Raw genomic sequence first — 11,964 nt, 5'->3', positions numbered from 1 at the left:
CCCCTTTACAGTTTATGCTGCACGTTTAGGTTTTTGCTTAAAACCAAGTAGGATTAGCTTAATTTGCAAATACATTTTATGTACTGCAAAAGTGAGTAAACTCATAAGCGCCATTAGGCACAACGTTGGCACAAGCGACTGCGTATGATAACCAAACACACCCATAAACCAGCAAATAAGCACCCACTGAATAACATACAAAGCGGTAACATGTTTGCTCGCATATAAAAGGGCCCGAGTAATAGGGCCATTAAATTTATTTGCAATGACGTATTCTATAAAAGCTAAAGCACATAAATTTAAGCCAATTAAATAAATAATACCGCCGCCATTTAAGTGAAAAAAGTTACCAAACTGGCCGTTAAAATCAATAAATAACCATGCTGAACCAATGATTAGTAACGCAGCCCCTAACTTTGCGCACACGCTAAATAAGTACGCTGCATTATGCTGGCTATTTATGTATAAACGCCCAAGCACGTAGCCGGTTAATATAGCGCTTATCCACGGAAATACCGGAAAATAAACTTGGTAATTATTAGCAAAAAACAAATCGCTAATATAAGGCGAAAGCGCAAACTGCTGCCCCCTTACAAACTGGCTTACAAGTGCAATAGCAACGGCTAAAAAAGCAATCCATGAGGTTTTCCAGCGGGCAATATTAAGCGTACCAAACAGTAATAAGCTAACCCCGGCAAGTTGTAAAATATCACCTGTCAGCACCATAAATTGTAACTGCCCAGCACTCAATGGGCTTTGCCAGCCATACGCATTTATAAACGCCTCTGGCATGGTATTAAATACCTCAATAGGTAGCCAAAACTTTGCCGCATTCATTAAATAGGCAAGTAGTAAAAGCTGTATGCCGCGCTTAATTAACAGCAGGGGTGTTTGCCTACGCGAAAGCGCCATAGATAGCCCCATTGCCACTAAAAACGAGGCGGTACCTTTACCAAGTATATGGATTACAGCACCAAATAGGCTTTCACTTTGAAGCGCTGTGCTTGAGTACATCCATAACGTGTGTACTAAAATCATAATAAAAACGCTCGCACCTCGGGCAAGGTCAATCGTTTTAAGACGTGTGTTCATTTGTTTTAATATCCTTTTTTGGGCAGGTTTGGCATTTTTTGTAACCTGCTAAATAATAACGACAGCACGTTAAGCGCTCGGCCGTTAATTTAAATGGGGTGTTTAAATTAAAGTGATTGCTGATTAAATTGTGTAGATGTTGATGGCAATGTGTAGTGTGATCAGCGCTTGCTAAATTTAAGCTATGTGAACGCTTAAATGCGCTGTTAAGGGTGTCGATTAATAAGCGCCCTTGCTCTTTTTTACCCAGCGCATAATCGCTATTTATCCACTTATCTACACAGTTAATAAACTCAATAAGTACATTATTTTGCTCAGTTTTGCTTAATATAGGCGCGCCTGTGAGGTTAAACCCTCGGCTATAAGCGCCATTAATTTTAAGCTGTAATTGCATGGGGTTATGTGCATTTTGTTTAGAAGTATGCCAATAACAATAGGCATAAATAGTTTGCCAACAAAGCTGCAAATATAAATGCCGGCTAATAAATTGCCCTGGCGCATGTGGGTAATGCGCCTTGCAATGAATCGCTAATTTGCGCACTAAATTTAAGCTTGGATGAGCCGCAGTAGCTGGCTCTCTTGGGCAAAATAAAAAGTGCGCAAGGGTTACTGGCTTAGCCATACAGCTTTGCCGATACCGGGTTATTTAAACTTCCAGCAAACTGTAAGCTGCCTGCGGGGTCGGTTAAATCAACCATTTGTTTATTATTGCCTAGCTGTAAGCGGTTTAAGCAAGAATGTGCAAATTCATCACTAAAAAAGTCATACTCTTTAAAGCGCTCATTTAAGGCAGGGTTGGCTTGTTGATACACTTTTACACTTTGCGCAACGCCTTGCCAAAAATCGTGCTCGGTAATGCGCGCTTCTCTTACTAAAATAGCGACTAGGTATCTAAAAAAGCAGTCAAATACATCGGTAAATATACTTAGTAATTCAAGCTCTTTAGGCATAGCAATATGAATGCGCGACACTTCCTCAGGCAAAGACTCAGTGCTATTAAGCAGCGCAACTTCTTCGCCTATGTCTTTCATGTAAGCGCCCACAGGTACTGAATTTTTAAGCTTTAAAATGAGGTTTTCGCCGTGGGGCATAAACACTAATTTGTGGGCATAAAAACAATGCACTAAAGGAATAAGGTAGGCGTTAAAATAGCTTTGCAGCCAAGCATGTGTGCTTAAACCGCTTTGATCTATTAATGCACCTGCCATACTTTTACCGTTGTTATCTAGGTGCAGCAATGCGGCCATGGTGGTGAGCTGCTCATTATTTTGTAAATTATGATTTGGGTTTTCGCGCCATAAACACGCAAACATTTTACGATACGGCGTATCACCGAGTGCACTTTGCTCAAAGGTGTGATGCGCATACCCTAAAGTGGCGTACTCTCTAAGGGCTGTAAAATTGCACGCGCTAAGCGTGGGATCATAGTTTACTTTATTAAATACCCAATCATTTATTGCCGGGGTTACCGCCATATAAGCGCGCGAAAGCCCACGCATAAAACCCATATTTAAAATAGACAGCGCCACTTTTAAATACGGCTTATGCGGGTGTGAGCAGTTATATAACGTACGAATAGATTGCTGCGCTTGATATAAATCGTCGCCTTCACCTAAGTAAACTAAGCGGTTATTGGCAAACTCGTTGGCAAACACCACACTTAATTTATGTTGGTATTGCCACGGGTGGGCCGGCATAAATAGGTAGTCGTCAGGGTTTAGGTTTTGCGCTTTTAGCGCTTTGTTAAACGCATCACTTGTGGTTAAATCAAGCTCGCCACTAATATGGCTTGGGTAGTCACTAAAGTATTCACTATAAGCAAAATCACATACTGTTTTGTGCGCCGCTAACCACAGCACTTTAAACGGTTTACCCACTTCTGGCGCATAGCGTAAAAAGTCGTTTTTGCTAAAGCCAATTCGACCATTATTAGCCACAAACGCAGGGTGGCCTTCGCTCATTGCAGCTTCTATTTGTTGCAGCCCTAATTTCGCAAGTTCGGCTGCGCTAAGCGTGTTGTTTTCGCGTTTATAACAAGCACTGGCAAGTGTGGCATTAAGCTCTTCGAGGTAGGTGGCTAAACGCTCGCCAGTTAAACCCAGCGCAGGGCCTTGCACACTAAAAAAGTGCAGTACATCAAGCTCTACTTGCTCATTGTTAAGGTTATAAAAGCATAAACTTGGCTCGTCTATATCAATGTGGTTAAGCGCCATAGCGCGGCCATTAAATATAAAGTAACCCCCTTCAATATTTACTTTAAAACCTTGCGGGGTTTGCTCTGCAACCAATAAGCGCTCGTGTACCAGCTCGCTAATGGCTTTACATTGTAAGTGCCTGTTTGCCCACTGCCAGTGATCAAACTTTACATAGTCAGAACTTATATGCGCTTGGGTTTTGTGATGTAAATTTACATGCGTTTCAAACGCGGCTTTATTACAAAACCCAAGGTATGCGTTTTTATCACCAAGCGTTATTTGCTGGGTATGAACAAACCCTAAACGTTTATTTAAGGCATGAATTTTACTATTGGCAATATCGGGCTCTACCACTACGCGTGCATCGGCATTATGAGTAAAAATACTGTGCAATACGCACTGCATTATTTCAAAACTAAAATGGCGTTTAGGCTGTGTATTTGGAGCGAGTAAAATATGCATGCCGGTATCGTTTGGCAGTACCTCATAGGCGGCTGCGAGTAGCTTGTCGTGCTTGGGACTGTAAAGCTCAACAAGGGCAAGTAGCTCATTACTTTGCTCAATAACATAGGCATGATGATACGGGTTGTTTATTATATCTTGGTAGGCGCTGCACATTTGCTCGGGTGTGTGTTTACTCATACCCCAAAAATGCGCATAAGGCAGAGTAAGCCACTGACAAATAATAGGCATGTCGCTTTGCTGTAGTAACCGCATAGTTACATTACCTGTGTGCTGTAGTGTGGTTACAAAAGATGAAAAATTCATAAAAACTCCTAAAACGTTTAATTATTAAGTGGCTGTGTGTGCAGTGCGGCCAACAAATTTAACGCGCCATAGCAAAATAGCGCCAAGGCTTGCAAAGCCAACGGCAGCAAAGTAAAAAGGCACGGTGGTATTAAAATATTCCACACTCATACCCACCAATAACGACGCTAAAATAACGCCAATATTTTGCGCAATATGCACTTTGGCAAAATCACTGCCGTAGTGAGCAGGCTCACTTTTAGCAAATAGCATCACTTCTAATAAAACCATGACTTGAAACAGCGCTATACCGTATAAAACGCGCGAGCTGACAACTAGCCACACCGACTCTTGCGCCTGTAAATAAAGTCCAATAGCGCCAAAAATAAGCGCGCACGCAAACGTACTAGTGCGGCTAAGCGTAGGAAGAGGCAAGTGCTGCCTAAAGTGGTTAAACAAAAGCATTAGTAGGGCTGAAAAAGCAGGAATGGCGTACACAAGCGCACTTACAAACGCACTGCTTTGCGCGCTCATTCCTTGCCAATGGGTCGTAAAAAATGGCCTAATTAAAAATGCGCTAAAGTAAACTACCACGCTTATAAAGCAAAATTGCCAAATAAAGTACGGTGTACGAGTGCGCGGTTTTTCGCTTTCAATAGCGTGCTGATAAATACCTAGCTTTAAGCTCATCATTAAATAGGCACATAGCAGCACTTGTATTACATCGCCCGCAGCACTTAATAACAGTGCATAACGCGGTTCGTTTAGACTAAAAAAGTACCCGCCCACTAACGCGCCACCAATAGCCCCAAAGTGCATAAGTACCGAAAACAAGCCAATAATAGAAAGGTGCTTACTTTGCTGCTCTAAACGCAGTGCAAACGGGTAAATAAGTAGGTAACTGGCTTTAAACACCAACATAAGCTGATAATAAAACCAAAATTCCCACACATTAGTTGCAAAATAACAAAGCAAACCAAAGCAGGCGGCAATCACTTGCGTTACAAGCCAAAGAGCCAGTTCGTGGTATTTTTTGGCAACCTTTGCCCATAGTGGCAGCGCGAGCATAACGGTAATACAACAGTTAGCTACAAACACCCCAATAAGTGTGGGGTTACTTACAGAAAATTCGCTGGCAAAAAATTGCGGATAAAACGGCAGTAATAAGGTGTCGCACACCACAGAAATAACCGTAAGCAAAATAAGTGCTAAACGTAAACTCATGCGGCGTTACTCTTTTGCTGTGAATGGGTTTCTACATCGCTTAAATCAAAACACTGAAAAGCAATTTTTTGCTCAACCTGATACGGCGCATAACCGAGTATTTCGCGCAAAATTATACTGTTGCGATAACACGCCATGCCTAAATCGGGGGTTACAAAACCATGGGTGTGCTGCTCTGCATTTTGTACAAATATACGTTTTTGGTCGCTATCTACCGCATACTCGCGGCTAACTAAATAGCGGCCTTGTTCATCTTCTGGGAGCTGCTGCGCAATAGGGTTTAAAAAAGCGGGGCGCTTGTATTTAAAGCCCGTGGCACAAATTAAGTAATCGGTTTTTATTTCAAAGGCTTCATTTAGCTCTTGATGATAAAACTCAGTGACTAAGCGCCCAGCACTTTTATGTGTATTAGTAAGCTTACTGTTAGTTTTAAATGTGGTAGAAATAGGCCCATCTAGGCTTTGCGCGTAAAGGGTGTCAAAAATGTCATTAATTAAATCGCCATTAATGCCTTTAAATAGGTTTTTTTGATTTTGATTAAGCCAATCTCGTTGTTCGGTTTTTAAATTATAAAAGTAATCAACATATTCAGGTGAGGTCATCTCAAGGGTGAGTTTAGTGTATTCCAGCGGAAAATAACGCGGCGATCGCGCAATCCAATCTAGTTGCAAACCTTGTGGCACAGCTTGTTGTAATAAGGTGTGATAAATTTCAGCAGCACTTTGCCCAGCTCCCACAACCGTAACCCGTTTAGCAGTTTTTAGCTCATCAAGGCGGTGGCAAAAGTCGCTACTGTGCATTACGTTATTAGAATTACTTTGCACTGCACAATCAGGAATATATGGGGCAGGGCCAGTGCCAAGCACTAAGTGGCGCGTAAGGTATTGTTGCTCACCACTTGGGGTTTGACAGGTAAGGGTATAGCACTGAGTTTGCTGGCAAAATTCAACCTTAGTTACACTTTGCTCAAAGCTTACGTTACTAAGCTGCGAGCACACCCACTGGCAATATAGGTTGTATTCTTTACGCAGTAAAAAAAAGCTCTCGCGAATATAAAATGGGTATAAGCGATTATTAAGCTTGGCATAATTTAAAAAACTGTACTTGCTGGTAGGGTCTGCAAGAGTCACCAAGTCAGACATAAACGGCGTTTGCAAAGTAACACCTTCTAGCATCATTCCTGGGTGCCAATCAAATTGGCTACGTTGCTCTAAAAATAAGCTTTTAACGCCCTCTAATGGTTCACTTAAACACGCTAACGATAAATTAAACGGGCCAAGGCCAATGGCTATAAAATCATAAGGTTGGTTACTCATTATTTTTGCTCCTTATACGTTTGCCACGCAATAGTGCTAATTTGTTCAAGCACGGCGCGCACATAGCTCAATTGGCACTGCGCATTGAGTAACGTAAATTTAAGGTAGTGACGGCCGTTAATTTTGGTGCGCGCAATCATGGCTTCACCGGTATTTAAAAATGTTTGGCGTACGTGCAGGTTTAGGATATCGAGTAAATCGGGATTATGTGTTAGCGCCTCTGGCGCAAAGCGAAATACTAACGCGCTAAGCTCTGGGTAATTTATAACTTCAAAATCAGGGTGGTCGTTAAGCACAATGTGGGTTTGACGAGCAAGCCCAATTACTTTATCAAACGCTCGGCCAAGTGGCGCCTCGCCCATAGTACGCAGTGTTAACCAAAGTTTTAAGGCATCAAAACGGCGTGTGGTTTGTAAGCTTTTATCAACTAAATTTGGCGTGCCATTGCCGGCCTCAGCTAATGGGTTTAGATAGTCGGCGTAAAGGGTAATATGGCTAAAGTGGTGTTTGTCACTTAATAAAAAAGCACTGCAGCTAACCGGCTGCATAAATGATTTATGGTAATCAATGGTAATTGAATCTACTTGCTCTATGCCGTTTAAAGCACTTCGGTGATGCTCGCTTACTAGTAACCCGCCGCCGTATGCGCCATCAACATGGCACCAAAGCTGCTCTTTTTTAGCAAGTTTTGCTATCTCTTCAATAGGGTCAATTGAGCCGAAATCGGTTGTACCTGCGGTAATTACCACAGCGATAGGTAAATCGCCCTTAGCTTTAGAATCCGCAATTGCGTGGTTAAGTGCGTCCATATCCATTTGCATTTTATTGTTTGTAGCCACGGGCACTACCGCGTTATAACCTAAGCCCAGTAATGCCGCTGCCTTTTGAATACTAAAATGCGCCACCTCAGAGCAATAAATACGAAATCGCGAGGCTACATCCGGCAAACCTTGCAGTTTTACTTCGTGATTTGGTGCATAACGGCTTACAGCTACTTCGCGTGCAACAAGCATTGCCATTAAGTTCGATTGTGTACCACCGCTAGTAAAAACGCCATCAGCAGTGCTAGGTAGCTTTGCTTTTTCACAGCTCCAATCAATTAGCTTTTGTTCAATAAGGGTCGCGCCAGCGCTTTGATCCCAGGTATCTACCGAGGTATTAATTGCGCCAATTATGTGCTCAGCCACAACCGCAGGGTATGTAACAGGGCAATTTAAATGCGCCATATAACGCGGGTGATGAAAATATACAGCGTGATCTAAATACACACTTTTAAGCTCGTTTAATACCGCAGGAAAATCAGCAAGAGGTTTGGCTAAATCTACATCATTAACAGTGGCGGCAAGCGTATTAACCGACACACCAGAAAACGGCTTTTGCGCTTTAGCCATAGCTTGTTGTACAGCCGAAAGCCCCTGCAGCGACGCTATTTGATAATTAATAAACTGATCGAGATTAAATTGCGGCGGTAGGCCATTTTGCTCAAATAAAGATTGGTTTTGGATAGGGCTGAGCTGTGCAGTTTGTAATTGTGACATATTTCGCTCCTTGGTTCTTATTTGGGTTCAAGGATCTTAATGGTAATAATTTGCATTATCAATAATGATTAAGGACTAAATATAGGGTTATTATCGTACTTAAGGGAAAGTAATTAGTTATAAGGAATTGCTTTTAAAACTACCGATGTATATAAAATGAGTTATGCAAATATTTAAAGCGCATACTATTTAATTAGATTTTTTAATAATGTGATATTTAAAAAAGTGAGGAGAGGTAAGTTAAAACAGGCATATTATAAGTGGCTAACAAATTTAAAAACTGGACCCCATTTACAGCTAGGTTTACACCTAAAACTGTAAACGGGATATAAGTAAAAGTACGGCTTAGTTAACGCTTTCTAATTTTGCTTTTAAATCAAGTAAGTCGGTTGCGATTGTATTTGGCTGTATTTCCCACGGATCGAAAATTGAATCTTTAGATCGTTGAATCCACGCCGCGCGCATACCGTGCGATATAGCACCGGTTACATCAAACGGATTACTTGATACAAGCCACGTGTTTGCGCCTGTTGAATTGGTTTCGCGTAAAAAGTGGCTATAAACCCCTGGGTTTGGTTTAAAGGTTTTAACGTCGTCAGCACTTACTACCCCTTCAAAAAGCTCACTAATGCCAGCAGTTTCTAATAAGGTATGAACTGCGTCGGCAGCGCCGTTTGAAAATGCAAACAAACGGTAATCTTTTGCTTTTAGTTGCTCAAGGCCTGCTTTTACATCATCGAACGCAGGAAGCGTTTTATATAGCTCTAGCAGTTGACCCTTTTGATCTTCACTTAGCTCGGTTTTGTGCGCTAAGCAGGCGTAATCGAGTGCGTGTTTTGTACATAGCGAGAAAGGAATATAATTTTGCATTAATCCACGTCTAAATGAATACTCTAATTGCTTTTCGCGCCATGTATTTGAAAATGCTTGGGCGTTATCGCCAATCATGTCGTCGAGTAAGGACAGTACGCCGTGAGTGTTTATTAGCGTACCGTATACGTCAAATGCAAGTGTAGTTGCCATGTTTGCTCCGCAATAAAATAAATTAAGTTGGTTTTAGAGTACTTGCTTACAGCTTAACTTAATTTGAACGAACGCTCAAATTAATAAAACTTGTATGCATCAAGCGCTAAAATATCCATTTCTATATCTTCATGTATTTTTTTGGCTTTACCGTCACTACTTCCAAGCGCTGCAAAAAGAGGTAAAAAGTGCTCCTGGGTAGGGTGATTAAATAAAGCATAGGGTGCTTCATTTAAATAGTTAAGTAACGCTTGGGTGTTTTGCGCTATTAATTTTTGCTCAACCCAATGGGTAAACTCATTAACCATTTGAACACGATTAGGTGTAGCAGGGTTTTTAAATATTTCACGTAGATTGTGACTAATACCGCCTGAGCCAATAATTAATACGTTATCGCTGCGCAGTGGTGTAAGTAACTGCCCGTACTTATACATCGCCTGAGCACCTAAACGCGTGTTAATAGACACCTGAACAATGGGAATATTAGCTCTTGGGTACATTAAGCGCAGCGGGATCCACACACCATGATCCCACCCTTGATCTGCATTTTGCACCGTTTTAATACCCGCTTTGTAAAAGTACTCACAAATAGTATTAGCGAGCTTAGGGTCTCCTGGTGCTGGGTATTGAATTTCATACAGGGGCTTGGGGAAGTTATAAAAGTCGTGAATAGTATGCGGCGCATCTCCGGATGTAATAACTATATCGTGCGCTTCATCAAAGTGGGCAGAAAACACCACAATAGCACGTGGTTTACTAAGCGTTTGACCTAATGATGCAAGAAAATCTGACGTAGCCGATTGCTGAACAGCCATCATTGGCGAGCCGTGAGATATAAATAAAGCAGGCTGAGTCATACTAAAACCTTAAACAAATAGATGCGTTATAAACACTATATAAGTTTCTAATTTGGCGATAAATATGATACTTATTTATATATTATCAACAAAGCATTGTTAAAAATGGATAAACTCACCACCATGAAGACCTTTTTAGCCGTTGTGCAAGAAGGATCGTTTTCAAAAGCGGCCGATAAACTCGATATTTCGCCGCAGTTAGTCAGCAAATATGTTTCTGCGCTGGAAGATAATCTACGCACGCGTTTATTACACCGTACAACGCGAAAAGTAAGTGTTACAGAAGCTGGAAATCAATATTATCAGCGTTGTCAGCAGGTGATTATTGATATTGAAGACATGGAAAACTCACTAAATAACTTAAGCGAGAATGTCTCGGGTGTGCTTAGTATTAGTGCACCTATGTCATTTGGTACTAAGCATTTAGCAGGTTTGCTGGTTGATTTTCAAAAGCAGTATCCAAATTTAAAGTTAGATTTACGGCTCACCGACCAATATGTAGATATAGTAGAGCAGGGTATTGATATTGCTCTACGCATTGGCGTATTAAAAAACTCAACGCTCATAGCTAAAAAAATTGCACCTATACACCTAGCGGTGTTTGCATCACCCGACTATTTAGAACGCCATGGCACGCCACAAACGCTTTTAGATTTACAGTCACATAATTATTTACGCTATTCCCACAGCGAGCCCACAAAGCGATTATTTGGGGTTAATGAGTTAAAAAGCGAGCTAAAGCTTGAAAGTAACTTTGTGGCTAACAATGGTGATTTGCTACTAAATACAGCCATTGCGGGTGGTGGTATTGCTATGCAGCCAACATTTATAGCAGGGGAAGCACTGGCTCAAGGTAAAGTAGTGCGCATTTTAAAAGACCATGAACCCGAGCCAATGGGGCTTTACATGGTGTATGCAAACAGACAGTTTTTACCCAGTAAAGTACGTGCGTTTGTTGATTTTGCAAGTGGCTATTATGGCGATACACCTTACTGGGATTTAGCGTAATAAAAAGTAAACCGCCTAACAGGCATTATATAAAAGCTAAGTTTTTAAAAAATTCCGTAGTAAATTTCTTAGTACTTTAAACACCTCTTGATTACTGTGTTGCTGATGCTGTAATACATCAACATTAGCCAACCAACCCATTTCTTCAAACTCAAGAGGAAGTTTAACCAGCTCACCACTTTGTACTGCATCTACAGCTACATGGTTTGGTAATAAGCACCACCCGTTACCTTGTATTGCTAGCTCGAGTAATACAAAGTAATTATCGGCATACCAAATCTCTGGGCTAATTTTTAGCTGAAAGCTACTTGTTTGCGTATTGCGAGAACGAAGAAGAAGTTGTCGATGTAGCCGAAGGCCATCCATATTTTCACATCTGATCCCCGCTAAAGGGTGCGATTTAGCAACATATAAATCAAATTTTACCGATCCAATACATTCATAGTCCAAGTAGCTCGGTATATTTAATTCACTAAAAATAATACCCGTTATAGGCTTTTCGCTGTTTAGCATGTCAATTATGTCATGGCTGGATGCACTTAAAAACTCAAGCGATACGTAAGGATACTTACTTTGCAGCTTGCTAATAATACTTGCGATAGTTTTAAACGGGATCCCTTCGTCAAGTGCGATAGTGATTTCGGTTGGTGTTTTTTCGTTTAGTGCTAATGCAGAGTTTGTTAATCGCTGGTGTTGATTAAGCACGGCCTTAGCCTGGGGTAGTAACTGTTTACCGGCTTCGGTTAATTGTGGATAGCGCCCTGTGCGCTCAAATAATGTCGCATTACAGTCTATTTCTAAATTAATAATATGCTGGCTTATTACTGACTGCGCTTTACTTAAACCGCGCGCAGCAGCTGAAAACGATCCAGCTTCAACGGTAGCCACAAATGCTTGAAGCTGTTCAATACTAAACATATCGCTTTTCCCGATATTAAGTAACTAACACATATCTTTATAATGA

10 protein-coding genes are annotated in these 11,964 nt (G+C 41.2%); 1 reads left to right on the top strand and 9 read right to left on the bottom strand.

Annotation, left to right across the window (positions count from 1 at the left end; translation table 11 throughout):
• Positions 1–12 precede the first annotated feature (12 nt).
• The 8 genes from QMA08_RS07645 to QMA08_RS07610 form a co-directional block, all read right to left on the bottom strand.
• Complete coding sequence (locus QMA08_RS07645; RefSeq protein ID WP_290174100.1) at positions 13–1,092, bottom strand: heparan-alpha-glucosaminide N-acetyltransferase domain-containing protein; 1,080 nt, start codon at positions 1,090–1,092, stop codon at positions 13–15.
• Entirely contained in the window at positions 1,076–1,714 is a 639-nt protein-coding gene (locus tag QMA08_RS07640; protein WP_290174099.1) for a hypothetical protein, read from the bottom strand. The genes QMA08_RS07645 and QMA08_RS07640 overlap by 17 nt, the downstream gene beginning before the upstream one ends.
• A complete protein-coding gene (locus QMA08_RS07635; RefSeq protein WP_290174098.1) occupies positions 1,707–4,055 on the bottom strand; it encodes a GNAT family N-acetyltransferase in 2,349 nt (782 codons plus the stop codon). Before QMA08_RS07635 ends, QMA08_RS07640 begins: the two co-directional genes overlap by 8 nt.
• Before the next feature lie 24 nt (positions 4,056–4,079).
• A complete protein-coding gene (locus tag QMA08_RS07630; RefSeq protein ID WP_002959241.1) occupies positions 4,080–5,258 on the bottom strand; it encodes an MFS transporter in 1,179 nt (392 codons plus the stop codon).
• A complete protein-coding gene (locus tag QMA08_RS07625; protein ID WP_290174097.1) occupies positions 5,255–6,574 on the bottom strand; it encodes a SidA/IucD/PvdA family monooxygenase in 1,320 nt (439 codons plus the stop codon). The genes QMA08_RS07630 and QMA08_RS07625 overlap by 4 nt, the downstream gene beginning before the upstream one ends.
• Positions 6,574–8,112: an aspartate aminotransferase family protein gene (locus QMA08_RS07620; RefSeq protein ID WP_290174096.1), complete on the bottom strand. Its 1,539-nt coding sequence runs from the start codon at positions 8,110–8,112 to the stop codon at positions 6,574–6,576. The genes QMA08_RS07625 and QMA08_RS07620 overlap by 1 nt, the downstream gene beginning before the upstream one ends.
• A gap of 345 nt (positions 8,113–8,457) precedes the next feature.
• Complete coding sequence (locus QMA08_RS07615; RefSeq protein ID WP_024591580.1) at positions 8,458–9,135, bottom strand: haloacid dehalogenase type II; 678 nt, start codon at positions 9,133–9,135, stop codon at positions 8,458–8,460.
• A gap of 80 nt (positions 9,136–9,215) precedes the next feature.
• On the bottom strand, positions 9,216–9,992 hold the full coding sequence (locus QMA08_RS07610; RefSeq protein ID WP_290174095.1) for a class III extradiol ring-cleavage dioxygenase: 777 nt from the start codon (positions 9,990–9,992) through the stop codon (positions 9,216–9,218).
• Positions 9,993–10,097: 105 nt separating this feature from the next.
• Between QMA08_RS07610 and QMA08_RS07605 the strand changes: the two genes are divergently transcribed.
• The gene (locus tag QMA08_RS07605; protein ID WP_290174094.1) at positions 10,098–11,000 is read left to right on the top strand and encodes a LysR family transcriptional regulator; all 903 of its coding nucleotides are present in this window, start codon (positions 10,098–10,100) and stop codon (positions 10,998–11,000) included.
• Between the two features lie 36 nt (positions 11,001–11,036).
• Here the strand turns inward: QMA08_RS07605 and QMA08_RS07600 are convergent, their stop codons facing one another.
• Positions 11,037–11,918: a LysR family transcriptional regulator gene (locus QMA08_RS07600; protein ID WP_182672991.1), complete on the bottom strand. Its 882-nt coding sequence runs from the start codon at positions 11,916–11,918 to the stop codon at positions 11,037–11,039.
• Between the last annotated feature and the right edge of the window lie 46 nt (positions 11,919–11,964).

Source organism: Pseudoalteromonas sp. APC 3355, from assembly GCF_030407615.1.
Classification (GTDB): Bacteria; Pseudomonadota; Gammaproteobacteria; order Enterobacterales; family Alteromonadaceae; genus Pseudoalteromonas; species Pseudoalteromonas distincta.
This window is presented reverse-complemented; position numbering and strand designations above follow the sequence as displayed.

Bases quoted from the DNA above. Each gene is read 5' to 3' on its own strand.
- QMA08_RS07610 (WP_290174095.1), bottom strand. From the start codon at position 9,992: ATGACTCAGCCTGCTTTATTTATATCTCACGGCTCGCCAATGATGGCT.
- QMA08_RS07620 (WP_290174096.1), bottom strand. From the start codon at position 8,112: ATGTCACAATTACAAACTGCACAGCTCAGCCCTATCCAAAACCAATCT.
- QMA08_RS07630 (WP_002959241.1), bottom strand. From the start codon at position 5,258: ATGAGTTTACGTTTAGCACTTATTTTGCTTACGGTTATTTCTGTGGTG.
- QMA08_RS07615 (WP_024591580.1), bottom strand. From the start codon at position 9,135: ATGGCAACTACACTTGCATTTGACGTATACGGTACGCTAATAAACACT.
- QMA08_RS07625 (WP_290174097.1), bottom strand. From the start codon at position 6,574: ATGAGTAACCAACCTTATGATTTTATAGCCATTGGCCTTGGCCCGTTT.
- QMA08_RS07640 (WP_290174099.1), bottom strand. From the start codon at position 1,714: ATGGCTAAGCCAGTAACCCTTGCGCACTTTTTATTTTGCCCAAGAGAG.
- QMA08_RS07635 (WP_290174098.1), bottom strand. From the start codon at position 4,055: ATGAATTTTTCATCTTTTGTAACCACACTACAGCACACAGGTAATGTA.
- QMA08_RS07605 (WP_290174094.1), top strand. From the start codon at position 10,098: ATGGATAAACTCACCACCATGAAGACCTTTTTAGCCGTTGTGCAAGAA.
- QMA08_RS07645 (WP_290174100.1), bottom strand. From the start codon at position 1,092: ATGAACACACGTCTTAAAACGATTGACCTTGCCCGAGGTGCGAGCGTT.
- QMA08_RS07600 (WP_182672991.1), bottom strand. From the start codon at position 11,918: ATGTTTAGTATTGAACAGCTTCAAGCATTTGTGGCTACCGTTGAAGCT.